General features: G+C 69.7%; 24 protein-coding genes. 8 read left to right on the forward strand and 16 right to left on the reverse strand.

The annotated features are described in order from the left end of the window. Positions 1-252: 252 nt before the first annotated feature. The 5 genes from ftsY to ACT3SQ_RS01320 all read right to left on the reverse strand — a co-directional run bounded on the left by ftsY (position 253) and on the right by ACT3SQ_RS01320 (position 4,515). Positions 253-1,812 carry a signal recognition particle-docking protein FtsY gene (ftsY, locus tag ACT3SQ_RS01300; RefSeq protein WP_444501718.1) on the reverse strand — a complete coding sequence of 520 codons (1,560 nt, stop codon included), beginning with the start codon at positions 1,810-1,812 and terminating at the stop codon, positions 253-255. Between the two features lie 166 nt (positions 1,813-1,978). Next, complete coding sequence (locus ACT3SQ_RS01305; protein ID WP_441443605.1) at positions 1,979-2,134, reverse strand: hypothetical protein; 156 nt, start codon at positions 2,132-2,134, stop codon at positions 1,979-1,981. Between the two features lie 123 nt (positions 2,135-2,257). Then, positions 2,258-2,683, reverse strand: coding sequence for a nucleoside-diphosphate kinase (ndk, locus tag ACT3SQ_RS01310; protein ID WP_441443606.1), 426 nt, complete (start codon positions 2,681-2,683; stop codon positions 2,258-2,260). Positions 2,684-2,746: 63 nt separating this feature from the next. Further along, positions 2,747-3,163 carry a DUF4233 domain-containing protein gene (locus ACT3SQ_RS01315; RefSeq protein WP_444501717.1) on the reverse strand — a complete coding sequence of 139 codons (417 nt, stop codon included), beginning with the start codon at positions 3,161-3,163 and terminating at the stop codon, positions 2,747-2,749. A 2-nt stretch (positions 3,164-3,165) separates the two neighbouring features. After that, on the reverse strand, positions 3,166-4,515 hold the full coding sequence (locus ACT3SQ_RS01320; RefSeq protein WP_444501716.1) for a bifunctional folylpolyglutamate synthase/dihydrofolate synthase: 1,350 nt from the start codon (positions 4,513-4,515) through the stop codon (positions 3,166-3,168). Between the two features lie 229 nt (positions 4,516-4,744). Here ACT3SQ_RS01320 and ACT3SQ_RS01325 point away from each other — a divergent pair, with 229 nt between their 5' ends. Together ACT3SQ_RS01325 and ACT3SQ_RS01330 are read left to right on the forward strand one after the other, a co-directional pair. Further along, positions 4,745-5,524, forward strand: a complete 780-nt coding sequence (locus ACT3SQ_RS01325; protein WP_444501715.1) for a hypothetical protein — start codon at positions 4,745-4,747, stop codon at positions 5,522-5,524. After that, positions 5,521-7,131, forward strand: a complete 1,611-nt coding sequence (locus ACT3SQ_RS01330; protein ID WP_441443610.1) for a WXG100 family type VII secretion target — start codon at positions 5,521-5,523, stop codon at positions 7,129-7,131. Before ACT3SQ_RS01325 ends, ACT3SQ_RS01330 begins: the two co-directional genes overlap by 4 nt. 52 nt (positions 7,132-7,183) lie before the next feature. On the opposite strand, the gene ACT3SQ_RS01335 is transcribed toward ACT3SQ_RS01330, so the two are convergent. Beyond that, positions 7,184-7,627 (reverse strand): hypothetical protein, encoded by a 444-nt coding sequence (locus ACT3SQ_RS01335; protein WP_441443611.1) that lies wholly within the window; start codon positions 7,625-7,627, stop codon positions 7,184-7,186. Positions 7,628-7,683: 56 nt separating this feature from the next. Further along, entirely contained in the window at positions 7,684-9,108 is a 1,425-nt protein-coding gene (locus tag ACT3SQ_RS01340) for an S-layer homology domain-containing protein (RefSeq protein ID WP_441443612.1), read from the reverse strand. 232 nt (positions 9,109-9,340) lie between these two features. Here ACT3SQ_RS01340 and ACT3SQ_RS01345 point away from each other — a divergent pair, with 232 nt between their 5' ends. Beyond that, positions 9,341-9,766, forward strand: coding sequence for a hypothetical protein (locus ACT3SQ_RS01345; protein ID WP_441443613.1), 426 nt, complete (start codon positions 9,341-9,343; stop codon positions 9,764-9,766). A 51-nt stretch (positions 9,767-9,817) separates the two neighbouring features. Here the strand turns inward: ACT3SQ_RS01345 and ACT3SQ_RS01350 are convergent, their stop codons facing one another. The 3 genes from ACT3SQ_RS01350 to ileS form a co-directional block, all read right to left on the reverse strand. Beyond that, entirely contained in the window at positions 9,818-11,293 is a 1,476-nt protein-coding gene (locus tag ACT3SQ_RS01350; RefSeq protein WP_444501714.1) for a hypothetical protein, read from the reverse strand. Then, positions 11,290-12,051, reverse strand: coding sequence for a hypothetical protein (locus ACT3SQ_RS01355; RefSeq protein ID WP_444600769.1), 762 nt, complete (start codon positions 12,049-12,051; stop codon positions 11,290-11,292). The genes ACT3SQ_RS01350 and ACT3SQ_RS01355 overlap by 4 nt, the downstream gene beginning before the upstream one ends. A 194-nt stretch (positions 12,052-12,245) precedes the next feature. Beyond that, positions 12,246-15,542 carry an isoleucine--tRNA ligase gene (ileS, locus tag ACT3SQ_RS01360; protein ID WP_444600770.1) on the reverse strand — a complete coding sequence of 1,099 codons (3,297 nt, stop codon included), beginning with the start codon at positions 15,540-15,542 and terminating at the stop codon, positions 12,246-12,248. 483 nt (positions 15,543-16,025) lie between these two features. Here ileS and ACT3SQ_RS01365 point away from each other — a divergent pair, with 483 nt between their 5' ends. Both ACT3SQ_RS01365 and ACT3SQ_RS01370 read left to right on the forward strand, forming a co-directional pair. Next, positions 16,026-16,283 carry a hypothetical protein gene (locus ACT3SQ_RS01365; protein WP_444501711.1) on the forward strand — a complete coding sequence of 86 codons (258 nt, stop codon included), beginning with the start codon at positions 16,026-16,028 and terminating at the stop codon, positions 16,281-16,283. Positions 16,284-16,439: 156 nt separating this feature from the next. Continuing rightward, the gene (locus ACT3SQ_RS01370) at positions 16,440-16,712 is read left to right on the forward strand and encodes a 2Fe-2S iron-sulfur cluster-binding protein (RefSeq protein WP_441445107.1); all 273 of its coding nucleotides are present in this window, start codon (positions 16,440-16,442) and stop codon (positions 16,710-16,712) included. Between the two features lie 69 nt (positions 16,713-16,781). Here ACT3SQ_RS01370 and ACT3SQ_RS01375 read toward each other — a convergent pair whose 3' ends face one another. The 6 genes from ACT3SQ_RS01375 to ACT3SQ_RS01400 all read right to left on the reverse strand — a co-directional run bounded on the left by ACT3SQ_RS01375 (position 16,782) and on the right by ACT3SQ_RS01400 (position 22,704). Continuing rightward, the gene (locus tag ACT3SQ_RS01375; protein ID WP_441445106.1) at positions 16,782-17,006 is read right to left on the reverse strand and encodes a hypothetical protein; all 225 of its coding nucleotides are present in this window, start codon (positions 17,004-17,006) and stop codon (positions 16,782-16,784) included. Between the two features lie 208 nt (positions 17,007-17,214). Further along, a complete protein-coding gene (locus ACT3SQ_RS01380) occupies positions 17,215-19,146 on the reverse strand; it encodes an ABC transporter ATP-binding protein (protein ID WP_442331914.1) in 1,932 nt (643 codons plus the stop codon). Then, positions 19,146-19,952, reverse strand: a complete 807-nt coding sequence (locus tag ACT3SQ_RS01385) for an SDR family oxidoreductase (protein WP_441445104.1) — start codon at positions 19,950-19,952, stop codon at positions 19,146-19,148. The genes ACT3SQ_RS01380 and ACT3SQ_RS01385 overlap by 1 nt, the downstream gene beginning before the upstream one ends. Positions 19,953-20,005: 53 nt before the next feature. Beyond that, positions 20,006-20,914, reverse strand: a complete 909-nt coding sequence (locus tag ACT3SQ_RS01390; protein ID WP_442331913.1) for a cation diffusion facilitator family transporter — start codon at positions 20,912-20,914, stop codon at positions 20,006-20,008. Continuing rightward, complete coding sequence (locus ACT3SQ_RS01395; protein ID WP_442331912.1) at positions 20,911-21,306, reverse strand: ArsR/SmtB family transcription factor; 396 nt, start codon at positions 21,304-21,306, stop codon at positions 20,911-20,913. Before ACT3SQ_RS01395 ends, ACT3SQ_RS01390 begins: the two co-directional genes overlap by 4 nt. 117 nt (positions 21,307-21,423) lie before the next feature. Next, on the reverse strand, positions 21,424-22,704 hold the full coding sequence (locus tag ACT3SQ_RS01400) for a dicarboxylate/amino acid:cation symporter (protein ID WP_444600771.1): 1,281 nt from the start codon (positions 22,702-22,704) through the stop codon (positions 21,424-21,426). A gap of 181 nt (positions 22,705-22,885) precedes the next feature. On the opposite strand from ACT3SQ_RS01400, the gene ACT3SQ_RS01405 reads away from it, so the two are divergent. Genes ACT3SQ_RS01405 through ACT3SQ_RS01415 form a run of 3 tightly spaced genes read left to right on the forward strand, consistent with a single transcriptional unit; the run spans position 22,886 to position 25,546 of the window. Next, the gene (locus tag ACT3SQ_RS01405; protein WP_441445092.1) at positions 22,886-23,680 is read left to right on the forward strand and encodes an ABC transporter permease; all 795 of its coding nucleotides are present in this window, start codon (positions 22,886-22,888) and stop codon (positions 23,678-23,680) included. Further along, positions 23,673-24,548, forward strand: a complete 876-nt coding sequence (locus ACT3SQ_RS01410) for an ABC transporter permease (RefSeq protein WP_444501709.1) — start codon at positions 23,673-23,675, stop codon at positions 24,546-24,548. The genes ACT3SQ_RS01405 and ACT3SQ_RS01410 overlap by 8 nt, the downstream gene beginning before the upstream one ends. Beyond that, positions 24,545-25,546 (forward strand): ABC transporter ATP-binding protein, encoded by a 1,002-nt coding sequence (locus ACT3SQ_RS01415; protein WP_441445091.1) that lies wholly within the window; start codon positions 24,545-24,547, stop codon positions 25,544-25,546. Before ACT3SQ_RS01410 ends, ACT3SQ_RS01415 begins: the two co-directional genes overlap by 4 nt. Positions 25,547-25,621 lie beyond the last annotated feature (75 nt).

A 25,621-nucleotide genomic window follows, 5' to 3' on the forward strand; every position in this document is an offset into this window, starting at 1 on the left:
GCCGTGGCCTCATCGTGCTGCCGGGGCTGATGAGCGCCTAGGCCGGAAGGTCGCCGTGACCGTTCCGTGACCCACCGTCCCGCGCGCTGGACAGGGCCGAGCACGACGGACCCCCGCCGCGAGCGACGGGGGTCCGAGAGGAGGAGCCTTCCGGGCCGGTGCCCAGGCCACGGGCAGCGTGCACAGGCCACGGGCAGCCTGCTCAGGTGACGGTCGACGTGCTCAGCCCTCGAGCAGTCAGCCTTCGAGCAGTCAGTCTTCGAGCAGAGCGTCGACGAAGCCGTAGGCGTCGAAGGGCGTGAGGTCGTCCATGCCCTCCCCGAGGCCCACCATCTTCACCGGGACGCCGATCTCGCGCTGCACGTTGACGACGATCCCGCCCTTGGCGGTGCCGTCGAGCTTGGTGAGCACGAGGCCGGTGATGTTGACCGCCTCGGAGAACACTCGCGCCTGCTGCATGCCGTTCTGGCCGGTGGTGGCGTCGATGACCAGGAGCACCTCGGCGACGTGATCGCCGTGCAGGCCCTTCTCGGCCACCCGCCGCACTTTGCCCAGCTCGTCCATCAGCCCCTTCTTGTTCTGGAGGCGGCCGGCGGTGTCGATGATGACCACATCAACACCCTGGGCGATCCCCTCCTTGACCGCGTCGAAGGCGACGGCGGCGGGATCCGCGCCGTCCCGGTCCGAGCGCACGGTGTCCACGCCCACGCGCGAGCCCCAGGTCTGGAGCTGGTCGGCGGCCGCGGCGCGGAAGGTGTCCGCCGCGCCCAGCACGACGGTGCGACCGGCGGCGACCAGGACCCGGGCGAGCTTGCCGACGGTGGTGGTCTTGCCGGTGCCGTTGACCCCGACCATGAGCATCACCGAGGGCACCTCGGTGCCGTCCGGTGCAGTGCGTCGGGTGGCGGCCAGGCGGCGGTCCAGGTCCGGGTCCACCAGGGCCACGAGCTCCTCACGGAGCACCTCGCGCACCGCGGCGGCATCGTCGGTGCCGAGCACCTGGATGCGGCGGCGGAGGTTCTCGAGCATCTCGTCGGTGGCGTCCGGGCCGAGGTCCGCCAGCAGCAGCGTCTCCTCGATCTCGTCCCAGGTGTCTTCGTCCACGCTGCTGCCGCGGGTGAGCAGGGTGAGGATGCCGCGACCCAGGGCGCCGGAGCGGGAGAGCCGCTCGCGCAGGCGCACCATGCGGTCGGCCGGGGCCTCGGGGGTGTCGAGGGCCGGGGTGGCGGACGTGCCCTGCACCGGGGTCGCGGTCTCGCCCGCTGCCGGGGCTGCCGGCGTCTCCGCCTCTGCAGGGTCCACGGCCGGGCCTGCAGGGTCCGTCGAAGGCGCGACGTCAGCGTCGGTGGACGTCGTGCCAGTCCTGCTGGAGGTTTCAGCGGTGCGGGAGGCAGCAGCGGCAGGCGGCTCGTCGATGGCCGAAGGTGCGGGGGCGTTCTCCTGGTCGAAGGGAACATCCGCCGGTGCGGTGGACTCCGGAGCGCTCGCAGGGGTTGCGGCATGGGACTCGGAGGTCGAGCCCGGGGCCGCGGCAGGCGCAGGTGGCGTGGCCTGAGAGTCCTGTGCAGCGGGCTTCGTGGGAGCCGGTGACAGGGTGTCGGCCCAGGTCGGCGCGGCAGGCCGCTCCTTGACCGCGGTGGCGGTGCGGGAGGGCTGGGTATCGCTGCCATGGCCGGTGGGGTCCTGCGAGGCGGTGTCGTCCGAGGACTTCTTCCGCCCGCGGCTGCGGATATAGGCCCAGGCGCCGGCGCCGAGCACGAGCACGCCTCCGCCGCTGCCAGCGATCAGTGCGAGTAGGGCATCGGGATCCACGGGTCACCTCCGAGGTCGGGGAAGCCGACGAAGCGGCGAGGACAGCCGCCAGTCTAGGCCGCGAGCATCGGGCACCCTGGACAGTGATCTCCCAGGGACGCCTCCGCACTGCTGTGCGTCCCGGCGAGCCCCGGTGCTGACTGCGATTCAGCGCGCCGACGGGTGCTCACCGACGTGTGCGGGAGCTGTGCCGGGGGTCGCTCTCCTGCTGGTCATGCTTCGCGCGGCTCTTCAGATGCGGCAGTGCGACCACGATCAGGATCCCTGCGGCGAGCAGCACGGCAAGCACCAGAAAAAGGATGACGACGAAGGGCAGTTCCATGCTCGTCATTGTGCACGCCGCAGCGGGGGCGGAGCGGGACCGCGGGATGCGGCGCGCCTCACCCTCGCCGTGGCGTGCGGGTCCTGCGGTGCAGAGAGCCGGAGAGGTCCAGCTCAGGGAGGCTCAGCCCAGCTCGGGGAACCAGATCGCGATCTCGCGGGCCGCGGACTCCTCGGAGTCCGAGCCGTGGACGAGGTTCTGGATGACGGGGAGATCCCATTCGCGGGCGAGGTCGCCACGGATGGTGCCGGGGGCTGCCTCGGTGGGGTTGGTTGCACCGGCCAACGAGCGGAATCCGGGGATCGCGCCCTCCCCCTCCACAACGATGGCGACCAGCGGGGCGGAGCCCATGTAATCGACGAGCCCGGGATAGAAGGGCTTGCCCTCATGCTCGGCGTAGTGCGAGGAGAGCTCCTCCGCGGTGGCGGAGCGCTGGGTGAGGGCGAGGATGTCGTAGCCCTTGGCCTCGATGCGGCGGATGATCTCCCCGCGCAGGCTGCGCTGAACGGCATCGGGCTTGAGCAGGACGAGTGTGCGCTGTGCGGTCATGGCACCAGGGTACCCACGAGCGGGACCGTCGAAGTGCGGAGCAGCTCCGTGGGGCCGGGACGGTCAGGAGGTGGGGCCGTCCGGATCCCGGGAACGGGCCGCCCACACTTCGGCGTCGACCGTGTCCTTCTCGCCGTCCAGCTGGTGGCCCTTGAAAATGCCATAGGCGTACAGCGCTGCGAACAGGATGCCCACCACCCACATCGCGGTCACCTGGATCCCGAGCAGGATGACCGGCAGCTGCAGCACCAGCCCCAGCCAGTACGGCCAGGCACCACGCCGGAGCAGCCCAGAGCAGAGCACCAGGAGGAGCATGGCCAGCAGGCTCCAGGTCCAGGTGAGCAGCCGGTCCCCGGGAGCGAGCTGGTGGGCAACGAGCGCGGCGAAGAACACCACGAAGGCCTCGATGACGAGGAGCGTCGAGGCGATCATCCGCTGTGCGCCATGGGGGCGCGCGGAGGGGGTGAGATCGAGGTCCATCGTCACTCCTCTCCCGGCGCGCCGAGCAGCTCTCGCACCTCGGCGACGAGCGTCACCGATCCGGCAGCCACCACGCCTCCGAACTGATCCCCCTCCATCTCGGCGAGGTCCACGGCGGCCTGGATGGCATCGGGCAGGCTCCCCTGCTCGAAGACGCGGTCCTCATCATCGAAGATGTCACGGGCGAGGTCCGCGAGCTGGTCGGCAGGAATCGCGCGCGGGGAGCTCGACTGGGTGATCACCACAGCGTCCAGCAGCGGTTCGAGCACGTCGAGGATCCCGGCGGCGTCCTTCCCCTGCAGGATCCCGATGAGTCCGATGGTGCGGGTGAAGCGGAAGTTCTCCCGGACCGTCTCGACCAGCGACAGCGCTCCCGCCGGGTTGTGGGCGGCGTCCAGCAGGATCGTCGGCGCCTGCCGCACCACCTCAGCGCGGCCCGGCGAGGTGACGCTCGACAGCGCGGCGCTGAGCAGCGGCCCGTCCAGGGCGGTGCTGCCGTCCCCGAGCAGCGCCTCCGCGGCAGCCACCGCGAGCAGGGCGTTGCGGGCCTGGTGCTCACCGAGCAGCGTGAGGAAGAGATCCTCGTACCGGCCCGCGATGCCCTGGAGGGTCAGCATCTGGCCACCGACCCCCGGGGTGTGGGAGAGCACGCCGATCTGCTGGTCCTCGATGGCCGCCTCCGCGCCCAGTTCGCCGATCCGTGCCCGCAGCACATCGGCGGCGTCCTCATAGGGCTGGGAGGCGATGATCGCGGTGGCCTCCGCGGTGAGGATGCCTGCCTTCTCCCCCGCGATCTCGGCGATGGTCTCCCCGAGGTACTCCTGATGGTCCAGGGAGATCGGGGTGATCACGGCGACGTCGGGGGTAACCACGCCGGTCGCGTCCCAGGTGCCGCCGAGGCCGGTCTCCACCACGGCGACGTCGACCGGCGCCGAGGCGAAGGCCTGGAAGGACATGGCGGTCAGATATTCGAAGTACGTCAGCGGCGGGCCTCCTGCGGCCTCCGACTCTGCATCGACGATCGCAGCGAAGGGCTCGACATCGCGATAGGCCTGGAGGAAGCCCTCCTCGTCGATCGAGGCTCCGTCGATCGCGATCCGCTCGACGGGAGAGCGCAGGTGGGGGCTGGTGGTGCGCCCGGTCCGCAGACCGGCCTCGCGCAGGATCCGCTCGAGGATCCGAGCGGTGGTGGTCTTCCCGTTGGTGCCGGCGATGCGGATGGAGCGGTACGAGTTCTGCGGGTCCCCCATCAGCTCCATCACCCGGGTGATGCGGCTGAGGTCGGGCTCGATCTGGTTCTCGGGCGCGCGCTCGAGCAGCGCCGCGTAGACCTCCCGCACTGCGGGCGACATGGCCTGACGGGATGGCCCCTGGCGGGGAGATTTCTGCACAGCGGCTCCTGCGGGGACGAGGGGTGAACGGGCGTCGTTCAGTGTACGAGGCAGGGCTGGGACCGTTCCTCCCCACCGGGTGCCGGTCCACAGGAAGAGTGCTGCCCGTCACCGGCATGCGGCCCCGCTCATAGCCTCAGCAGCAGGACCGGCGGCCGACGGGGTCGCGCCGGAGACGAGGAGGGGTGCGATGACCGAGGTGATCGCGACCGTGGAGCACGCTTCGCAATGGGCGCGCAGGGGAACGGGACCGGAGGCATCCTGGAATCCGGTGTATCGAGCGCTGGCCGAAGGCTCTGCACCGACTCCACTGCCACCAGCGGATCTCCCTGACGGCGCGAGCCTCGAGCTCATGCAGAGACAGCTCACGGCCTCTGCGCTGCTGGTCGTGGCGGTGACGGACGGGCAGCGGACGCGACGGCTGCGGATCGGTGTGGATCCCGCTGCCACGACCGTCGAACAGGCAGATCCGGACCAGCCCTCGCGGTGGTCCGAGCTCAGCATCCAGGACGTGCCCGCGAGGGTCATCCGGCTGCTCGAGGAGTCCGGGGTGGACCTGGACCCCGCCGAGCTGTCGATCGTGCGCGGCACCCACGCGCTCCGCCTCACCCCGGTGCAGAGCCGCATGGCCTACGCCGCACTCACCCGGGGCGCCCCTCCCGAGGGGGCGTTCGCCGCGATCCCGGATCTCGACGACACCCTGCGGGATGCGCTGACTGCGACCGGCCCGCGCATCTCCCTCGCCCTGACCCTCCACGATCCGAGAGGGCTGGTGACAGAGCGACCGGTGACCTGGTCCAGGCTCTGGGTGACCGGGCAGAAGGGCCTGTGTCGCCTGGACCAGCCCTCGGGCCCTTCCCTGGCCGTCCATCCGGTGGGTGGTGGCGACGTGCTCGGCACCCTCCTCCCACTTCTCGAGGAGGGCCTGCGATTCGCCGGCGCCTGCGCCGGGTCAGGCAGCGCGCGATGAACACCTTCTGGGGGATGGACACCGCGCAGCTGCGCGGTCACGCCGAGCACCTGCGCACGGCCTCCGACGAGGTCGAGGGCCTCACCGCTCGCCTCGGGAGCACAGTGCAGGGGGCGCCATGGACGGGCTCCGATGCGGAGGCGTTCCGGGCTCGCTGGATGACACTGGCCGCGAGTCGGCTGGAAGAGATGTGCGGCGAGCTCCTGGCCCTGGGCGATGACGCGCTCCACGAGGCGGATCAGCAGGACGTCGCCTCGAGCCCGGACGGCGCCACCGCTGTCCCGGATGCCGCCGCTGACCCGGATGCTCCGACGGATCCGAGCATCTCCGCGATTCCACCCGGGGACGCCTCGGGGACGAGCGGCGGGCACCTCCGCGAGGGCGGTCCCTGGATCCCGGAGTGGCTCGAGATCCCTGTCGACGGAGCGGCCTCGGGGCCGGCGGGCAGGGTCTCCGACGGAATCGGCTGGAGCGTCACCACCGGGATGGACCTGCTCGGCGACGGTCTGGATCGGCTCGGGGTGCGCACGGAGGGGTTCGCACAGTTCCAGCGGGACGCCGGCCACTTCGGGGAGATCCTCGAGGACTGGGCCACCGGCGAGCGGGTGCCGACCATCGCCGAGGTCGCCGCCGCAGGCCTGGTCACCGCAGGATCCGCCGGCACCGGAGTCTTCGAGGCCCTCACCGGCCAGGACACCCCGTTCCTGGATGACCGGCCCGGCGGCATCGTCGAGTCGGTGACCGTCGATGCGGGCCCGGCGCAGAGCCCTCAGACCCTGCAGGAGCTGGTCGAGCAGAACGATGCGGTGCGCATCGACAACCCGGGCGGTCCGCTGGAGCACGGGCAGATCGGCATTCAGGAGGTGCGCGGCCTCGAGGGCGGGGAGCCGGCGTTCATCATCCAGATCCCGCCCACCGAAGGAGCGAGCGTCCTGGATGCCCCCGGCGCCTACGGCGCGCAGGGGAACTCCCGCGACTGGGGATCGAATCTGCGCCTGGTCTCCGGCCAGCATCCGGCCGCGATGGATGACGTCCGGGCCGCGTTGGAGGCCGCCGGGGTGCCGCCGGGTGCGGAGGTGATGATCGTCGGCCACTCCCAGGGTGGCATCGTCGCGAATCATCTCTCCGCCGATCCCACCTTCAACAGCGCCTCCGGACAGCCGGGCACCTACGACGTGACGCACACCTTCTCGGTGGGCTCGCCGGTGCAGACAGTCGTCCCCGCGCAGCTGTCGACGCAGTCGGTGAACGTGAACCACGAGAGCACGATCGGGACCGGCGGGGCCAGCGGGGACCTGATCGCGGCGCTCGACCTGAACGGTGCGCAGGTCGACGGCGGGACCCTGGTGGCGGAGAACCGGCACGAGGTATCGCTGCCGGGCTATCCGGTCTCCTCGCTCCATCCCGTCACCGTGCTCGAGTCGAACCATGATTCGATGAGCCCGGGCGGTGGCGCCGAGGGTGGGTACTCAGGCAGCGTGGGCCGAGCCACCGCCAGCGATCCCACGCTCTCCGCGCTGCAGGAGGACCTCACGGGGAGGTATCTCGGGGAAGGGACCTACGTCGCACAGTCCCAGGTCGTGACGGTGGGGCGCGGCGCGCTGTGAGCGCCCCGTGCGGAGGCCCGAGCGGAACGCCGGTCGCCCAGCCATCCCGTGCTCAGCTCAGTCCGTACTTCTCGTAGAACGACTCGGCCGTCACCCGATCCCGTCGTGGATTCGGGATCGACAGGTCGGGGAGAAGATCCAGCGGGGTCAGCTCCTCCCCGCCATCGAGTGCTGCGGTGATCCCCCCGACCCTGAGGCTGCGAGCCTCCGGATCGTCGAGCTCTGCATGGATGACCGTCACGACCTCGCGCATCACCTGGTCGAAGAGCACGAGGCCACTGTCACGGTCCTCCGCCTCCAGGGAGACGGTGCCGCGCAGGAGGCGCTCGAAGTTCGCGCCATCGGCCATCTCGAGCTCCACTGCGGAGACGCCCTCGACCCCGGCCGCGGCCTCCTCTGCCGCGGCGAGGAGATTCCTGCGCCCGAACCCGCACCCGCCCAGCAGCAGTGCCGTCGCGGCAGCGGCCCCGCCCAGAACTCCACGTCTGCTCACCATGCTCATCCCCTCGTCGGAAGGTTCAGCCCTGAGCATGTCATGCACGGTGCCCGGAGTCAGTCGATCGTCATCCGGTAGATGAACGCCGCCATCGCATCCCGGTTGATCGACTGCAGCGGCCGGTAGGTCCCATCGGACCAGCCGGTGGTGATGCGCTCGTCCTCCGCCCAGGCGATCTCCTTGTAGAACAGCGAGCTGCGCGGCACATCCGTGAATGGAGACGTGCGCGGAGGCGTGAAGGCAGGCTCCCCGGCGGAACGGTAGAGGAACGCCGCCATCGCATCCCGGTTCACGGGCTGCAGGGGACGGAAGGTCCCATCGGACCATCCGGTGGTGATCCCCTCGGACTCGGCCCAGGCGATCTCGTTGAAGAACTGCGAGCTGCGCGGCACATCCTTGAAAGGAGACGTGCGCGGAGGCGTGAAGGCAGGCTCCCCGGCGGCGCGATAGAGGAAGGCGACCATCGCGTCGCGGGCGATCGGCTGCAGCGGTCGGTAGGTGCCGTCGGCCCAGCCGGTGGAGAGCTCCGTGTGCTTCATCCATGCGATCTCGGTGAAGAAGATCGAGCTGCCGTAGGGCACATCGGTGAACGGTGCGGCAGGGTCCTTCCCCCAGGGTGCTGTGATCGGGTAGCGGTCCTCAGGGGCGCCGGTCGGCGAGCCGAACCACAGCGAGAAGGTGCGGAAGAAGTTGCGGTTGCCGTAGGTCGCACAGACATCGTCGGGGACCGCGCCGGCACCTGCGGCGAGGGTGGCCTCGGTGGGGGTGAACGGAGTGTAGTTGTACAGCGCTGCCGTCGCCCGGTTGAAGATCTTCACCTCGCCGTAGCCGCAGAACTCAAAAGGGCTGTACTGGATGTCGTAGGTCCGCCCCGCCTGGTAGCGATAACCACGGGCAGGGTCGCCGTACTCCTGCAGGCGGGAGATGCCGTGGTAGATCTGGTGGACGAAACCACCGAACGCCGGATCGCAGGCCTGGAAGTCGGGGCAGCGGAAGCCGAGCGCCTTCTCCAGCTGCGTCGGCGTCGCATTCCGGGTGGTGATCAGTCCCTGCTCCTTCTGGAGCATCACGAGGATCACCTGCGGGTTCACGTCGCAGGCCTGGGCCACATCGGTGATGATCCTGCCTGCGGTGGCGTTGTTGGCCGCCGGGATCGCGGCGCAGTAGGCGGTGGCCGCTCGCTGCGGCGTGTCCGCCGTCAGATTCTTCAGGCAGTCAGCGCCATCGGTGCCGTCGACGCAGTTCGCCCCCTGCGCGTCGAGGAAGGAGTCGACTCCTGCACGGTCCATCGCGGTGGAGTCGAACATCCGGGTATCGGTGATGAGGAAGCCCGGAGAGAAACCGCCGAGCCCGGGCGGTGGCGTCTCGGCCCGGGCTCCTGGGGAGCCGGCGAGCACGGAACCCGCGAGCACGAAGAGGGAGACGGCGAGCAGCAGGACGCGGAATCCATGGGTGCGCTCGGGTGATGGTGGCGCTGTCACCGGACCTGCCGACGCCGCGGATGAGGGAAATGGCAGGGGGCGGGGCGAACCATCATGATCTCCGATGTCCAAGGATCCCGAGGAGTGGATCCTCCGCTCAGGATAGGTCCGGAAAACCCGCTTGGAAAGCTGTGATGACCAGCTGATACCGACTTGCAATGCGCCGCCTTCCGCGCTCATCTTCGAGCACGAGAGGTACCGTGGTGCTCCGCGGGCGACACCGAGAGGATCGATGCAGATGAACCGCCGGATCGCACTGACTGGAGGCGCCATGGGCCTGGTTTCGATACTCACCGGCTGCGGGCTGCTCCGCCCCGGCACGCAGACTGTCGAAGACGCCATCAAGAGCGCACCAGCAGTCACCGGCGCAGACATCAACTTCGGTCCCGGAGGCGGGCTGGGTTCGCTGATCTCCGGCAGCATCACGCTCGACGTCGCTGCAGATCAGCTACACGACGCCTTCGACGAGGCCTGGGGCCTCGGCGTCGAGGTCCTGCACCGCAAATATGACGGCGACCGCGGGATCCGGGTCGCCAAAGTCGCCGGAACGGGCTCCGATGGCTCCGAGATCACCGCGACCGACCTGGTGCGGGATGATCTCGGTGAGTCGAGGTCCGCCACCCTGGGCCACTTCTACGATCGCTACGGAATCAGCTGATCCCCGCGGATCAGGGCGTGGCGCTCCTGTCCCGCCTCCGAGCACCGCAGATCACTGCGAGCGCCTGACGTCGACCACGACGTCCTCTCCCATAGAGGTTCCCTCCCCGAAATACTTCCCCCGCATCCGCTCGTCCTTCGCTGCGAGCGCGGGATCGTCGCCGTTGTTCCGCACCGTCCCGTAGTACGCGGAATCCGGATCGTAGGCGGTGTCGCCCTTGTTCCACAGCACGGAGTCGTGCGCCTGGTGCTCGTCGCTGTCCGGAGTGAAGCCGTCCGACGGCCCCGGAGTTCCGAAGGCAACGTCGCGGACGTTGGGCGCTGGGTTTCCATCCGGATGGGAATGCGAGCCCCCTTCAAGGTCGAGGGTGGGGACGAAGTCCCCTTTGTTGCCGGCCTCCTCGACGTGCTGGACGTTGAGCACGTCGGTCCTCGGGTCCGCCGGGGTGTAGGTCTGCACCGGGGAGCCCACTGAGAAGATGTCGGTGACCTGGTAGCTCCCGCCGTTGAAGGAGGGATCATCGGCGAGCTGCGCGGCGACGAGACCTCCCTGCGAATGACCGACGAACGCGATCTCGGAGCCCTCCGGGATCCCGGCCTCCCGCATCGCCTCCTTCACGGCATTCGCTCCTGCGTTCTCCATACCTGCCATCGCATAGAGGTTGTTGTCCCAACCGAACGGCTGCCCCTGCTCGTTCCATCCGTCGAGCGTGGCATCCACATCCGGGATCTTCGTATCGTGGCCCAACACCTTGTGGTTCTTGATCATCGGCGCGCCCTGGGTCGGAGGGACATGGACGATGTAGCGCTCGACGCCGTCGGCGCCTGTGACCGTCTGGATGCGGATCTGCGCCTCATCCATGGGGTCGTATTCTCGCGGAGGTTCGGTGCCGGGGATCGTCCGCCGGCTCTCATCGTTGTCGAGCACGAGGTCCTCGAGGTTCTCCGGGGCTTCGCTGCCGGTGATCTCGCGTGAACCGAGGACTTCCACCTCCGAGGGGTGATCGAGCTTCTCGTCCTCGACGAGCATCTCGACGACGTCCTCGGCGAAGATCTCCGCCCATGGCCGGTCCGGATCAGCGGCGTCGCCGAAGGTGTCGTGGAACCGGTCTCGGAACCAGTCCTCGACGTCCTCGACCCTGTCCTGGAACCAGTCCTCGACCTCCTCGGCCCGGTCCCGGAACCACCCCCCGACATCCTCGGCCCGCTCCCAGAGCCACTCCCCAGCATCGTCGAAGAGGCTCGCGAGGTGGTCCCCTGCCTCCTCTCCGGAGACCCGATCCTGCTCCTCTGCTTCTCCGCGCAGCTCTGCGGCGTGCTCGGTCAGCAGCGTCTCGAGGCGCGCGAGGCCGGGTGCGGCATCGCTCGTCCAGGTCGAGACGAAGTCATCACGGTCCGGGCCTGCCCAGGACGTGCCCCGGACGATGCCATCGAGGCGCTGCTGCAGGCTGCTGATCTGCTCGGCACCGGTTGCGCAGCGGTCTGCCTGTGCGCGGACCTCCTCGGGGATCATGCCGTAGAAGGTCATGCCACGACCTCCTTGCCGAACGCCAGCCCGGCGCCTTCTTCCAGGAGGGGCAGCACGGTGGCGAGCACGTCGCCCTCGGCGACCTGATGGAGGGCGTCGCTGAAGCCGTCCTCACCGTCGGCGCTGTACAGGCCGTGGGCGCCGACGTTCCATCGTCGCAGCAGGTGGAACCGCAGCATCGGAGTGTGCGGAGTCGGGGGGACGTGCATGCAGATGTCGAACGTGGCCCGTTCGCGATCGCTCAGGAGGGCGTCGCGCAGCGGTGCGCTGAGATCGGTCTGCGCGTCGATGGCCTCATGTGCCGGGATCCCGTCGGCGACGCGCGCCGCGATCGCCCGCCGTTGCTCGGCGGTGAGGGTGAGGGCGTTGTGCGGGCCCCGCGTCGTCATCTGCGGTGCGGCGGCGAGCCGTGAGGACGAGGAGAGCAGCGTGAGCACCAGGTCGGGGATCACCTCGAAGGGGGCGTCCCACCATTCGTACGGGTCGTCCCCGATCCGGGTCAGCGCGATCGCACCGGCGGTGTCCAGGACGACGCGCAGCTCTTCCCTGCCCTCCGGGGTCGTGGCGGTGAGCGCGATGACCACAGTGGCGATCAAAGCGCGCTGGGCGAGCCGCTGCTCCGCCGGGGCCAGGTCGGGTCGCTGCAGCGCGGCGCCGTCGAGGTGCGGCAGCCAGGTGGGATTGATCCGCCGAGGTTCGCGCAGTCGGGCGAAGGCGGCGCTGAGCGCCGGTTCGAGGGGCGAGCGAAAACGTGTCATGTCGGTCTCCTGAGCTCATACGGCACGCCGGCGTCGGTGCCGCCACGCTACCCAGGAGGTCTTGCACTGCGCGATGGGGAGAAGTGCCCACCTCGGCGAGGCGCCGCGCCGCCGATCGCCCCCGCCGAGCCCGGAGCCGGTCACGGTCCCGCAGCTGGGCCCGCTCCGGGGTCGCTCGGGGGTCAAGCGCAGCCTCAGGCGCGGGCGACGGACACCGTGACGGTGCCGCCGGAGACCTTCTCGCTCGCTGCGTGCGCACCCTCGGCCGGTCCGGCCGGCACAGAGACCTCGAGCGCGAGCACCTCACCGGCGACCAGCTCCCGGTGCGCGGCGACGGCGGCGGTCACGGACTGATCACCGTCCACGGTGAGACGGATCCGGTCGGAGACCTCGAGGCCTGCCTCGCGGCGGGCCGACTGGATCGCGCGGACCACGTCACGGGCAACTCCCTCAGCCTCGAGCTCCGCGGTGACCCGGGTGTCGAGCGCGATGAAGTCCCCGCCGCGCAGCACGCCGACTGCCCGGCCCTCCATAGCCGCAGTCTCACCGGCGACCAGGTCCAGCGAGTACTCGCCCGCGGCGAGCTCGATGCCGCCGGAGGTGACCACGCCGTTCTCGTCGGCGGACCAGTCGCCCGTCTTGGAGCCCTTGATGACCGTCTGAACCTGCTTGCCCAGGCGCGGCCCGGCGGCGCGGGCGTTGACGCTGAGCCGCTGCTCGACGCCCATGCCCTGCGCCTCCTCGCTCGCCACGTCCAGCAGGCGCACTGCCTTGACGTTGAGCTCGTCGGAGAGGAGAGCCGTGAATGCCTCGAGGGTGCTCGGGTTGTGGTGGACCACGGTGAGCTCGGCGAGCGGCAGGCGGGCCCGCAGCTGTCCCTTCTTGCGCAGGGAGTTGCCCACGCTCGCGATGGCGCGGACGTCGTCCATCTGCCCGACCAGCTCCGGGTCGCGGGGGAACAGCTCCGCATCGGGCCAGTCGGTCAGGTGCACGGACCGCCCGCCGGTGAGCTGCTTCCAGATCTCCTCGGTGACCATCGGCAGCAGCGGCGCCGCCACCTGGCAGAGGGTCGTCAGGCAGGTCGAGAGCACGTCGATCGCCTGCTCATCGCCCTCCCAGAACCGGTCGCGGGAACGGCGCACGTACCAGTTGGTGAGCATGTCGAGGTAGTCCTGGATCAGCTCGGCGGCGTCCGCGATCGCGAGCGCGGTCATCGCCTCCTTCACCTCGCGCACGAGGTCGCCGGTGCGGGCCAGCAGGTAGCGGTCCATGACATCGCTGGAGTCGTAGCGGGTCTTCCCGAGGTAGCCCGTCGGCTTCCCGGCCGCGTCCTTCTGGCCCGCAGCATTGGCGTACAGCCCCAGGAAGTACCAGACGTTCCACAGCGGCAGCACCATCTGACGGGTGGCATCGCGGATCTTCGGCTCATCGACCACGAGATTGCCGCCGCGCAGGATCGGCGAGCTCATGAGGAACCAGCGCATCGCGTCGGCCCCGTACTTGTCGAACATCTCGCGCACGTCGGGATAGTTGCCCAGCGACTTGGACATCTTCTGCCCGTCCTCGCCGAGCACGATGCCGTGGCAGATCACCGAGGTGAACGCCGGACGGTCGAAGAGCGCGGTGGAGAGCACGTGCATGACGTAGAACCAGCCGCGGGTCTGCCCGATGTACTCGACGATGAAGTCCGCCGGGTTGTGGGACTCGAACTGCTCGGTGTTCTCGAAGGGGTAGTGCATCTGTGCGAACGGCATCGAGCCGGAGTCGAACCAGACGTCGAAGATCTCCTCGACACGACGCATGGTGGACCGCCCCGTCGGGTCATCGGGGTTCGGGCGGGTGAGCTCGTCGATATAGGGGCGGTGCAGGTCCACCTCGCCGAGCTCGTTGTGCGGCAGGGTGCCGAAGGCCTCCTCGATCTCGGCGAGGGAGCCGTAGACGTCGATCCGCGGATGGTTCGGATCGTCGCTCTTCCAGATCGGCAGCGGGGTGCCCCAGTAGCGGTTGCGGGAGATCGCCCAGTCGCGGGCACCCTCGAGCCACTTGCCGAACTGGCCGTGCTTGACGTTCCCGGGGACCCAGTCGATCTGCTCGTTCAGCTCGAGCATGCGCTCGCGCTGGTCGGCGACCTTCACGTACCAGGAGGAGACGGCCTTGTAGATCAGAGGGTTACGGCAGCGCCAGCAGTGCGGGTAGGAGTGCACGTAGCTGGCCTCGCGCATCAGGCGTCCGGCCTGCTGGAGGTTGCGGATGATCGGGCGGTTCGCCTCGAACACCTGCACCCCGGCGATCTCGTCGAGCGCGGTGCCGGCGAAGTAGTCCAGGAACTGGGCGCCCTCGTCCACGGAGACGATCACGGGGATGCCGTACTCGGCGTTGACCTGCTGGTCGATCTCACCGTAGGCGGTGGCCTGGTGGACCACGCCGGTGCCGTCATCGGTGGAGACGTAGTCCGCGACGGTGACGATCCACGCGTTCTCGGTGCCCCACTTCGCCCGGTCCTCCGAATAGACGGTCCACAGCGGCTCGTAGGCGACGTGCTCGAGCTCGGAGCCGGCGTACACGCGCTCCTCGCAGGCGGCGAGCGCCTCCTCGGCGCTCTCGTAGCCGAGCTCCTTGGTGTAGGAGCCGAGCAGCGCGGTGGCCATGAGGTAGCGGCCTGCACCTGCGGCGGTGCCGTCGGCGGCGCCGAGCGGACCGGCGGGGACCACCGAGTACTGGAGCTCGGGACCGACGGCGAGGGAGAAGTTGGTGGGCAGGGTCCAGGGAGTGGTGGTCCAGGCCAGCGCCTTCACACCGTCAAGGCCCAGCTGCTGGGCCTTCTCCCCGGTGAAGGGGAAGGTGACGGTGACGGTCTGGTCCTGGCGCTCCTTGTAGACGTCATCGTCCATCCGCAGCTCGTGCGCGGACAGCGGCGTCTGGTCCTTCCAGCAGTAGGGCAGCACGTAGTAGCCCTCATACGCCCGACCCTTGTCGTACAGGGTCTTGAACGCCCACAGCACCGATTCCATGAAGGTGACGTCGAGGGTCTTGTAGTCGTTCTCGAAGTCGACCCAGCGGGCCTGGCGGGTGACGTAGTCCTCCCACTCCTTGGTGTACTTCAGCACCGAGGCCTGGGCGGCGTTGTTGAACTCCTTCACGCCCATCGCCTCGATCTCGGACTTCTCGGTCATCCCGAGTTCCTTCATCGCCTCGAGCTCGGCGGGCAGCCCGTGGGTGTCCCAGCCGAAGCGGCGGTCGACCTTGTTCCCGCACATGGTTCGGAAGCGGGGGATGACGTCCTTGACGAAGCCGGTGAGCAGGTGACCGTAGTGCGGCAGACCGTTGGCGAAGGGAGGACCGTCGTAGAAGACGAACTCCTCGGCACCCTCGCGCCGGGCGATCGAAGCACGGAAGGTGTCGTCCTGCCGCCAGAACTCCTGGATGGCGTTCTCGAGCGAGGGCAGGTTCGGTGAGGGGACGAGCGGGTCTCCGCTGACCGGGTAGACCATGGGACGGACCTCCGAGGCAGAACAAGGGTGAGAGCTGGGACAACACGCAGTCCGAGGACGCTTCCCGGCGCAGGGCCGGTGGCGCGGTACCACCTCGGTTGACGTCCGCTGCATCGCCGGTGGCGATCCAGGGGCCTCCCCTTGTTCCTCAGCTGTGACGGGCTGGTCCCGGCGGGTTCTACTAGGCCCGTGCCCGCGAACGGACAATGGGCGGTTCTTCCCGCGGCTCGCCGGTGATGGCCGGGTCGATGCCGATGGCGGTCAGTGTACGCGGCGGCCCGAGGACGGTCACGCGGCCGGGCGGGGAAGAGACGCGCGGAACAGCCCGGCTCCCCCTCCCTCGTCCCTTCCTTACGTGTCCCCTCCTTGCGCATCCCATTCGCGTCCCAGCAGATCCGGGTGAGATGCACAGCACCTGCCCAGCCGCGGGACGTCGAATACAGGCAGCGGCTCGACCTGCCGCTCCCCCATCGAGGAGGTCGCATGGATGAGGACACCGGTGCCCAGGATGCCGGCCCACGGCGCAGCCGGGCCACGGCGAGCGCCTCGGCACTCGGCGCGGCGGCCCTGCTCGTGCTCAGCTTCGGTCCGTCGGCGCTCGCGCTGACACCTTCCGTCCCGGGCACGCCGAGCGTGCGGGCCGCGATCTCGGCTCCTGTGTCTGTCGCTCCCGCGCCGATGACGGCGAGTCCCGGGAGCCTTCGTGAAACGGCCGACGCGGACGACGGCTCCCTCAGGTGAGCTGCCGCTGATGTCCCTCTGGGCTCTGCAACGCGCTGGGCGAGGCGCTGGGTGAGGAGGCAAGACTCACCTCGTGGAGGAGGCGAGGTCATGGAAGACTGAGAGCTCCACGATCCCGCCCCGCGTCACGGGGTGGTCGACGCAGAAGGAGCGAGGATGTCGCTGTTCGGAGAGCCCTTCACCGCCAAGTGCCTGAAGTCGGGCGTCACGCTCGAGATCGGCGAGGGTCAATCCCTCCTCCAGGCGCTGCTTGACGCTGACATCCCGATGGACTACTCGTGCGAGGGCGGCGTGTGCGGCACCTGCGTGGTGCCGCTGGTCTCCGGCGAGGTCGAGCACCTGGACGAGTTCCTGATGGACGACGAGCACGCGGACCAGATGATCACCTGCGTATCCCGCGGCGAGGGCGAGATCGAGATCGACATCTGAGGACGTCCCTCAGGATCCCTCTGACCGGGATCTCGCTGATCGGATCGGGATCTCCGTGATCGGAGTGCGTCAGAGCCGGGGACCAGCCACGACCCAGGCCACGCCCACCAGCATCATCAGCGCCGTCGCGGCACCGACCGCGAACGGCAGCGCGATGCTGGGGCCGGTGACCAGCAGGAGCAGCATTCCGGCAGCGGCGACGGCGAGCAGCAGAGCGAACAGCAGCGGCCTGCCCATGGCGGGCTTGGCCCCGGATCGTGCCTGCTCGACATGGCCGAGATGCGTCGTCGTCATCAGGGGGACCTCTCTGCTCGGATGCTCGAGAGGCCGCCGTCCGGTGGGGGTGCGGCGCCTCTCCATGGAGAGATCCTCCCCCGGGCGGCAGGTCTCCCACATCCTGCGCAGGGTGGAGATGTCCCTCCCCCTTTGGTCGTAGACCGGCACATCGGGTCGTAGACCGGCTCAGCTGGCCGTGGACCGGCTCAGCTGGCCGCGGACCGGCTCAGCTCCGCAGCGGCGGGGCCGGGTCCTCGGCATCGTCACTCGCCGCCCACGGCTGCAAAGCCTCGCCGTCCCCTGGTCCGGGCGCGGCGCTGTCCCGTCGGGCGTCCTGGATCGCGAGCTGCGCGAAGATCCCGCCTCGCGTCACCAGCTCCTCGTAGGTGCCGCGCTCGAGGATGCGGCCGTGCTGCATCACGATGATCTGATCGGCGTGCCGGATGGTGGAGAGCCGGTGGGCGATCGAGACGGTGGTGCGGCCACGGGCGGCGGCGTCGAGCGCACCGGACATCGCACGCTCGGTGGCGACGTCCAGCGCGGAGGTCGCCTCGTCGAGCAGCAGTACCGGCGGGTCCCGCAGGATCGTGCGCGCAAGCGCCAGACGCTGCTTCTCCCCGCCGGAGAACCGGTAACCGCGCTCCCCCACCACGGTGTCGTAGCCCTGCGGCAGAGACTCGATGTGGTCGTGGATCTGCGCGATCCGGCAGGCCTTCCGCAGCTCCTCATCGCTCGCCTCCGGCCGGGCGAAGCGCAGGTTGTCGGCGATCGAGGCGTGCAGCAGATAGGTCTCCTGGGTGACCACACCGATGCTCGCCGCGAGCGAATCCATGGTGATCTCCCGCAGGTCGTGACCATCCAGGGTGATCCGGCCGGAGCTGGGCTCATAGAGCCGCGCCATCAGGTAACCGGTGCTGGTCTTGCCCGAGCCGGTGGCCCCCACCAGCGCGGTGTGCTTCCCGGCCGGAACCACCAGGTCGATGCCGTGCAGCGCCGGCGCCTCCGCGCCCGGATAGGTGAAGGTGACGTCCTCGAAGCGGATCTCTCCGCGCACGGTTACCGGGTCCAGCGCCAGGGCCTCCGGCGCGTCGCTGATGAGGATCGGAGCGTCGAGGTACTCGAACACCCTCGCGAACAGCGCCAGGGAGCTGTTGACCTGGGTCGCGACGCGCAGCAGCCCGTTGATCTGGGGGAACAGGCCGGATTGCAGGGCGATGAAGGCGACCAGAGTGCCGATGGTGACGCCCTGGCCCTCGGGGTCGCCGAAGAGCAGGTGGCCGCCGAGCAGGTAGGTCAGGGCCGGGAACAGCGCCATCAGGGTCGTGAAGACGGCCATGTGCCAGCGGCCGGCCATCTCGGAGCGGACCTCGAGGTCCGCGAGCTCCCGCGAGTCGGTGGCAAAGGCCTGGCTGAGCGCCTGCGTGCGCCCCATGGTGACCCCCAGCAGGATGCCGGAGACGGACAGGGACTCCTGGATCCCGGCGGAGAGGTCCGCCGCCTTCTCCTGGCGGGTCTTCACGATCGCTCGTCTGCGGCGGCCCACCCGGCGGTTCATCCACACCGCGAAGGGCAATGCGATGAGGGAGAAAAGGGTCAGCCGCCAGTCCAGGGCGAACATCGCCACCAGCGCCATCGCCACCCCCGCCCCGGAGGAGACGATCTGGGTCATCACGGAGGTGACCACGGCCTGCATGGAGCCGATGTCGGAGAAGATCCGCGATTGGATCTCTCCGGTGCGGGTGCGGGTGAAGAATCCCAGCCCCATCCGCTGCAGGTGGGAGAAGACAGAGACCCGCAGGTCGTGCATCACGGACTGGCCCACCCGGGTGGAGAGCATCGACTGGGTGACCCCGAGCGCGCTCGAGATCACCGTCACCGCGATCAGCCCGCCGACGGACCATGCCAGCACGTCGGCGCGCTGCTCAGGCAGGGCGACATCCACGATCTCGCGGATCAGGAACGGGGAGACCACCCCGACGGCGGCACCGATCACGATCAGTGCCAGCACCCCCGTGAGGATCCCGCGATACGGGCGGAACAGGGACAGCACCCGTCGCAGGTCGGGGCGCTGGCCGGGGGCGAGCTTGAGGTCGTCGCGCATCCGGCCGCCCCCGCCGCCCATCCCTCCGCCGGGGCCGCCCATCCCGCCGTGGACCATCAGACTCCCTGGTGGCGGGCGACGCGGTGGGCGGCCGCCTGCGCGAGGGGACGGACGGTCACCAGATCGAGGTTCACGTGATGCGGGGCATTGAGCGCATAGGAGATGACGTCCGCGCAGTCCTCCGCGGTCAGCGGCTGCTCGACTCCGTCGTAGACGGCGTCGGCCGCGTCCTGGTCGCCGAGGCGGGTGAGGGAGAACTCCTCGGTGCGGACCATTCCGGGGGCGATCTCGATGACGCGGATCCTCTCCCCGTTCAGCTCGAGGCGCAGGGCGTTGGCGAGCATGTGCTCCCCGGCCTTGGCGGCGTTGTAGCCGGAACCGCCGGGGTAGGCCTCGTGACCGGCCACCGAGGTGACGAACAGCAGGTCTCCACGGCCGCTCTCCCGCAGTGCCGGCAGCAGGGCGCGGGTGACCCGCACCGTGCCCAGCACGTTGATGTCGTACATGCGCTGCCACTTCTCGAGGTCCGCCTCGGCGGCGGTCTCGACGCCGAGGGCGCCGCCGGCCACATGCACCACGGCGTTCAGGGAGCCGCCGAACAGCTCGGCGGCCCTTTCGACCAGGCGCTGGACGGAGTCATCGGAGGTGATGTCGACGGCGAGCACCTCGCAGCCGGTCTGCTCGGCGAGCTCGCGCAGCCGGTCCTCGCGGCGCGCGACAGCGAGCACGCGCCAGCCCTCGGCCACCAGGCGCACGGCGGTGGCGCGGCCGATGCCGGAGGAGGCGCCGGTGACGACGGCGGTCAGACGGGTGGGGTCGTTGCCAGCAGTTTTCGCAGCATTCATGGAGGTCGTAGAGGTCATGGCCCCAGCGTACGCGGAGCCCGACGCTCTCATCCGGCGGTCCGGCCTGCAGGTCACCAGCCGATCTCGAGGCAGCCGTGGTGGTCGGTCGGCTCGGTCTGGACGGTCGCATGGGCGATGTCGTGCGTGGTGCTGAGCAGCTCCTGGGCGGCGTCGAGGACCGGGTGCGGATCAGCTCCGGGCGCGGTCACCAGATGGACGGTGGCGACCTCCATCCCGGAGGTGAGGGTCCACAGGTGCAGGTCGTGGACATCGGCGACCCCGTCGAGGGCCCGCAGATCGTCCTCCACCTGCTGGGGGTCGATGTCTGCGGGTGCGGCCTGGCCCAGCACGGTGAGCACCTCGCGGGCCAGCAGCACGGCACGCACCGCGATGAACGCCCCGATCGCGAGCGCGACGATCGTGTCGATGAGGCTCGCTCCGGTCAGACGGATCAGCACCGCTGCGACGATCACCCCGACCGAGCCGAGGGTGTCGGCCAGGACCTCGAGATAGGCACCCTTGACGTTGAGGCTCTCCTTCGCCCCGCCGTGCAGCATCAGCAGCACCACCAGGTTCACGACCAGGCCGAGCCCGCCGACGATCAGCATCGGCGTGGTGTCGACGTGGACCTCGGCACCCAGCCGGCTGATCCCGCTGATCGTCACGAGGGCGGCGACGACCAGCATGATCAGGACCGCCAGCAGGGCGGCGAAGGTCTCAAGGCGGTAGTTGCCGAAGGTGCGCCGGCCATCACGAGAGGGACGCGCAGCGAACACCGTCGCGGCGAGCGCCGCGGACAGGGTGACCACGTCCGCAGCCATGTGCCCGGCGTCCGAGAGCAGCGCGAGGGAGCCCGAGAGCAGCCCGGCCGCCAGCTCGACGACGAAGAACCCGCCGATCAGCACCACCGCGACGATCAGCCGCCAGCGGTGCGCGGCCCCGGCGTGGCCGGTGGCGCCGCCCCCGTGGGAATGGCTCATGAGACTGCCTGCTCGACCGGCTCGTGGGGCGAGCCCGCACGCTCCTGCGGCGCGTCCACGGTGCGCCTCTCGGGATGCTGGAGCTCGCTGTGCTCGGTGTGGGTGAGGGCGACCTCGAGCAGCATCCGCACGTGCGGGTCGTCCAGACGGTAGAAGGCGCGCCGCCCCTCCCGACGCACGCGGACGATGCGGTGGGCGCGCAGCAGCTGCAGCGCATGCGAGACCGCGGAATCCGACTGCCCGGTGAGGGTCGACAGCTCCCCCACGCTCACCTCGCCCCCGCGCAGCGCGAACAGCAGGCGCAGGCGTCTGGGATCCCCCAGCAGGGAGAAGACGTCGGCGAGGTCGGCGATCTCGGCGGACCGCACCTCAACATCTGAACGATTGCTCATATGTTCAGTATGGCAGATGCTTCAGGTGCGAGCGGCTGACGAACAGAAGCGGGCCCGCCCGCACCTCGCAGGGTGCTGACGGGCCCGCTTTCACGACGGCCGAGCTCACACGACAGCTCAGACGCCGTGCACCTGCGGATGGTGCTGCGCGGTCATGTCGCCGCTGATGCGTCCCTTGGAGAACCTGGTCATGAGCGCCGCGATCGCGCCGTCCCCGGTGACGTTCGTGGCGGTGCCGAAGGAGTCGATCGCGATGTACGCGGCGATCATGAGGCCCACGGCAGCCTCACCGAAGCCGAGGAACGAGGCGAGCACACCGGCGGCGGCCATGATCGCGCCACCGGGCACGCCCGGCGCCGCGATCATCACCACGCCCAGCATGAACACGAAGCCCACCAGGGCGCCGATGTTCAGCGGCCTGCCGGTGACGATCATGATCGCGACGGCGAAGGTGGTGATCTTCAGCGTCGAGCCGGCGAGGTGGATCGTGGCGCACAGCGGGATCACGAAGTCGGCGATCGCGTCGGGGATGCCGTTGCGCTTGGTGCACTCGGTGGTCACCGGGATGGTCGCGGCCGAGGAGCTGGTGCCGAGCGCCGTCATGTAGGCGGGCAGCATCGTCCACAGCATCTTCAGGGGATTGCGGCCCATCGCCCAGCCGGCCGCGGCGTACTGCGCGAGCAGCACCGCCACGGTCATCCCGAAGACCAGCAGGATCACGGTGAGGAAAGTGCCGATCACGGTCCAGATCTGGCCGTTCATGGTCAGCCCCAGGAACATGCCGAAGATGTAGAGCGGCAGCAGCGGGATGATGATCGCCTCGATGATGCGCACCACGATCGTGCGCAGCTGCACGAAGGACTCCTGCAGCGCACCCTTCTTCACGAGCGTGAGCCCGATGCCGAGGCAGAACGAGAGGACCAGCGCGGTCATCACGCCGAACACCGGCGGGATCTCGATCTCGAAGAAGGCCGCGATCGCGGAGTCCTCGGGGTTCTCGAGGGAGTCGATGCGCGCCCCGCCCAGCATCCGCGGCAGCAGGAACAGGGAGAGCGCCAGCGCGAACAGCCCGCACAGGATGGAGGAGAGGTAGGCGATCCCGGCGGTCGCGGCGAGCATCTTCCCGGCCCCGTGGCCGAGCTCCGCGATCGCCGGCGTCACCAGGCCCACGATGATCAACGGGATGAGGAAGCCGAGGAACCCGGAGAAGACCCCGTTGAAGGTGGTGAAGATGCGGGCGAGCGCCTCGGGCATCACGAGGCCCAGCAGGATCCCCAGCACGATCGCGAGGAGGATCCGGGGAAGCAGTCCGAAGCGCTTCCGACGAGGTGCGCGCGCGGAGGGGTCGACGGCGGTGTCGGAGGGAGCGTCGGAGGAGGCGTCGGAGTAGGTGTGCATGGGCCGGCTCTCACAGGGGTCGGGTGGGGACCGGAACAGCGTAGACCCGGGCGGTGCGCACGCCGGCTGCGCCCTCGACCCGATCGCTCGCCACCCGGAGGGACAGCGCGGCCCGGCCCAGGTGGACACGGATTCCACGTTCACCTTGTGGCACCTCCCACAGCTCGCTAGGCTCGCGCGAGTGCCCACGTACTGGACGATCGCCGCTGCGGCCTTCCGCCAGTACTCGACCTACCGTCTGGCAACGGCCGCCGGGGTATTCACCAACTCGATCTTCGGCCTGATCCGCGCCTCGATCCTGTTCGCCGCGATCACCACCGCCGGCGGCGAGCTCAGCGGGTACACCATCGCCCAGGCGGCGACCTACGTCTGGCTCGGACAGGCGCTGCTGGCCCCTATCGAGGCCTTCGGCACCCGTGAGGTCTCCCAGCGCGTCCACCAGGGGGATGTGGCGATAGACCTGCTGCGCCCCACTTCCTTCCTGGGCCTCTATTACGCGCAGAAGCTGGGACGTGCCGCTTTCCTGCTGCTCGGCCGCGGCGTGCCGCCGCTGTTGATCGGCGCGCTGCTCACCGGCCTCGCGCTGCCGGAGGATCCGCTGTCCTACCTGCTCGGCGCGCTCTCCCTGCTGCTGGCGATCACGGTCGCATTCCTCGCGGACATGCTGGTGAACCTCGCCGCCTTCTGGCTGCTCGAGACTCGCGGTCTGACCGTGGTCTACACCGCGGTGATGAATCTGCTCTCCGGCTTCCTGATCCCGATCGTGTGGTTTCCTGACTGGTTGCTCACGATCGCCCGCGCCACGCCCTTCCCCTCGATGATCCAGACCCCGATCGACACCCTCTCCGGCCGGGTGTCCCCGCTGGAGGCGCTGCCGTTGCTGGGGACCCAGCTGGGCTGGATCGCGGTGCTCACCGCCGCGGCTCTGGCGATGCTGCACGCCGGGGTGCGGAGCGTGGAGGTGCAGGGTGGTTGAGCAGCCCCGTCCCTCGCCTGCGGATCGTGCCGCCCGGGCGGCCCGCCCCGATCCCCTGGACCGCCCCGTCTCCACAGCCCGGATGGTCCGCACCCTGTACGGCTCCCGGATCCGCTCACAGGCGACCTTCCGCACCAGCTTCCTCACCGACCTCCTGGGGCAGGTGCTGATCGTGGGCACCGAGTTCCTCGAGCTGTGGGTGATCCTCTCGCAGGTGAGCACGCTCGGCGGGATGACGCTCACGCAGGTCGCCGTGGTCTATGGACTCGGCGCCCTCGCCTTCGGGATCGGGGACATCCTCTTCGGGGAGATCGACGGGCTCTCCACCCAGATCAAGTCCGGAAAGCTCGAGACCCTGCTGATCCGCCCCGTTCCGGTGCTGCTGCAGATCTCGAGCCTGGATCTCTCGCTGCGCCGCATCGGCCGGATCGTGGTGGGCCTGGCGATGTACGTCACCGCCCTGGTGCTCGCCGGCTTCCAGCCGACGGGGGCCACGCTGCTGCTGGCCGTGCTCGCACCGCTCGCCGGCGCGTTGCTCTTCGGCGCCCTGTTCACGGTGGCCGGCGCCCTGCAGTTCTGGCTGGTCGACGGCCGCGAGTTCGCCAACGCCTTCACCTACGGCGGCAACTACGTCGCCACCACCCCCGGCGCCGTCTTCGCACTGCCGATGCGCGCCTTCTTCACCTTCGTCATCCCGGCGACGCTGATCGCCTACGCCCCCACCCTCGCGCTGCTGGACCTGCCCGGCCCGGCCCTGATCCCCGCCTGGGCCGGGTGGCTGGGCCTGCCGGCCACGGTCCTGGCCTGGATCGTCGCCGGTCTGCTCTGGCGCGCGGGAGTCCGCAGATACACAGGAGCCGGTGGATGAGCACCCCTGAACCGTCACCGCAGTCCCCCGCCGTGGAGCTCGCGGGGCTGCGTCGCGACTACCTTGTCCGCACTCCCGTCGCCGGCTCCCGGCGGCGACGACGGCAGCTGGTGCGCGCGGTGGACGACGTCACCCTGCGCATCGACCTTGGTGAGACGGTCGGGTTCGTGGGTGCCAACGGCGCGGGGAAGTCCACCACCATCAAGATGATGACCGGGATCCTGCAGCCCACCGCCGGCACGGTCCGGGTGCTGGGCCGCGACCCGGTGCCCGAGCGCCGTCACCTCGCCCGCGACATCGGGGTGGTCTTCGGCCAGCGATCCCAGCTGTGGTGGGACCTGCCGCTGCGGGACAGCTACCGGATCCTGGGGGCGATGCACCGGCTCACCGACCGTGGCCGCGAGCAGCGCCTGGGGCGTCTGGTGGAAGGGCTCGACCTCGGCGGGTTCCTGGACCGCCCGGTGCGGCAGCTGTCGCTCGGGCAGCGGATGCGCGGCGAGGTGGCGGCAGCGCTGCTGCACTCGCCCGAGCTGGTGGTGCTCGATGAGCCGACGATCGGGCTGGACATGGTCTCCAAGGAGGGGCTGCGCCGCTTCCTGCGCGAGGACCGCGCCGAGCGCGGCACCACCCTGTTCCTCACCACTCACGACATGGGGGACGTGGAGCGGTTGTGCGACCGGATCGTCGTGGTGAACTCGGGCACCGTCGCGTACGACGGGGCGCTGGCCTCCTTCCGTGCGCGCCTCGGTGCTCCCCGCGAGCTGATCGTGGATCTCGAGGAGCCCCTCGCCGCGCTCACCCTCCCGACCGCCGCGAGCACCCTCGCGGTGGAGGCCGACGGGATCCGCCACCGGATCGCGTTCTCGGGCGCCGAGCTGACGGTCCCGGCGCTGCTCACCGCGATCGGTGCCCAGGCCCAGGTGCGGGACCTGTCGCTGACCGAACCGGCGATCGAGGACCTGGTGCGGCAGATCTACGCCCGCGACGGGAGGCTCTGACCCGGGACACGCCTAGACCCTCCACCTGCGACGATGCACACTGTAGGAGGAGGATAATGGCCCACCACCACAGCC

Origin of the sequence: Brachybacterium sp. AOP42-C2-15, from assembly GCF_052377065.1 — a bacterium.
Classification (GTDB): Bacteria; Actinomycetota; Actinomycetes; order Actinomycetales; family Dermabacteraceae; genus Brachybacterium.

Excerpts from the sequence above, each read along its gene's own strand:
- ACT3SQ_RS01355 (WP_444600769.1), bottom strand. The coding sequence starts at position 12,051 with ATGACACGTTTTCGCTCGCCCCTCGAACCGGCGCTCAGCGCCGCCTTC.
- ACT3SQ_RS01370 (WP_441445107.1), top strand. The coding sequence starts at position 16,440 with ATGTCGCTGTTCGGAGAGCCCTTCACCGCCAAGTGCCTGAAGTCGGGC.
- ACT3SQ_RS01365 (WP_444501711.1), top strand. The coding sequence starts at position 16,026 with ATGGATGAGGACACCGGTGCCCAGGATGCCGGCCCACGGCGCAGCCGG.
- ACT3SQ_RS01350 (WP_444501714.1), bottom strand. The coding sequence starts at position 11,293 with ATGACCTTCTACGGCATGATCCCCGAGGAGGTCCGCGCACAGGCAGAC.
- ACT3SQ_RS01380 (WP_442331914.1), bottom strand. The coding sequence starts at position 19,146 with ATGGTCCACGGCGGGATGGGCGGCCCCGGCGGAGGGATGGGCGGCGGG.
- ACT3SQ_RS01315 (WP_444501717.1), bottom strand. The coding sequence starts at position 3,163 with ATGGACCTCGATCTCACCCCCTCCGCGCGCCCCCATGGCGCACAGCGG.
- ACT3SQ_RS01305 (WP_441443605.1), bottom strand. The coding sequence starts at position 2,134 with ATGGAACTGCCCTTCGTCGTCATCCTTTTTCTGGTGCTTGCCGTGCTG.
- ACT3SQ_RS01375 (WP_441445106.1), bottom strand. The coding sequence starts at position 17,006 with ATGACGACGACGCATCTCGGCCATGTCGAGCAGGCACGATCCGGGGCC.
- ACT3SQ_RS01385 (WP_441445104.1), bottom strand. The coding sequence starts at position 19,952 with ATGACCTCTACGACCTCCATGAATGCTGCGAAAACTGCTGGCAACGAC.
- ileS (WP_444600770.1), bottom strand. The coding sequence starts at position 15,542 with ATGGTCTACCCGGTCAGCGGAGACCCGCTCGTCCCCTCACCGAACCTG.
- ACT3SQ_RS01390 (WP_442331913.1), bottom strand. The coding sequence starts at position 20,914 with ATGAGCCATTCCCACGGGGGCGGCGCCACCGGCCACGCCGGGGCCGCG.
- ACT3SQ_RS01395 (WP_442331912.1), bottom strand. The coding sequence starts at position 21,306 with ATGAGCAATCGTTCAGATGTTGAGGTGCGGTCCGCCGAGATCGCCGAC.
- ndk (WP_441443606.1), bottom strand. The coding sequence starts at position 2,683 with ATGACCGCACAGCGCACACTCGTCCTGCTCAAGCCCGATGCCGTTCAG.
- ACT3SQ_RS01325 (WP_444501715.1), top strand. The coding sequence starts at position 4,745 with ATGACCGAGGTGATCGCGACCGTGGAGCACGCTTCGCAATGGGCGCGC.
- ACT3SQ_RS01330 (WP_441443610.1), top strand. The coding sequence starts at position 5,521 with ATGAACACCTTCTGGGGGATGGACACCGCGCAGCTGCGCGGTCACGCC.
- ACT3SQ_RS01400 (WP_444600771.1), bottom strand. The coding sequence starts at position 22,704 with ATGCACACCTACTCCGACGCCTCCTCCGACGCTCCCTCCGACACCGCC.
- ACT3SQ_RS01345 (WP_441443613.1), top strand. The coding sequence starts at position 9,341 with ATGCAGATGAACCGCCGGATCGCACTGACTGGAGGCGCCATGGGCCTG.
- ACT3SQ_RS01335 (WP_441443611.1), bottom strand. The coding sequence starts at position 7,627 with ATGGTGAGCAGACGTGGAGTTCTGGGCGGGGCCGCTGCCGCGACGGCA.
- ACT3SQ_RS01415 (WP_441445091.1), top strand. The coding sequence starts at position 24,545 with ATGAGCACCCCTGAACCGTCACCGCAGTCCCCCGCCGTGGAGCTCGCG.
- ACT3SQ_RS01320 (WP_444501716.1), bottom strand. The coding sequence starts at position 4,515 with ATGTCGCCCGCAGTGCGGGAGGTCTACGCGGCGCTGCTCGAGCGCGCG.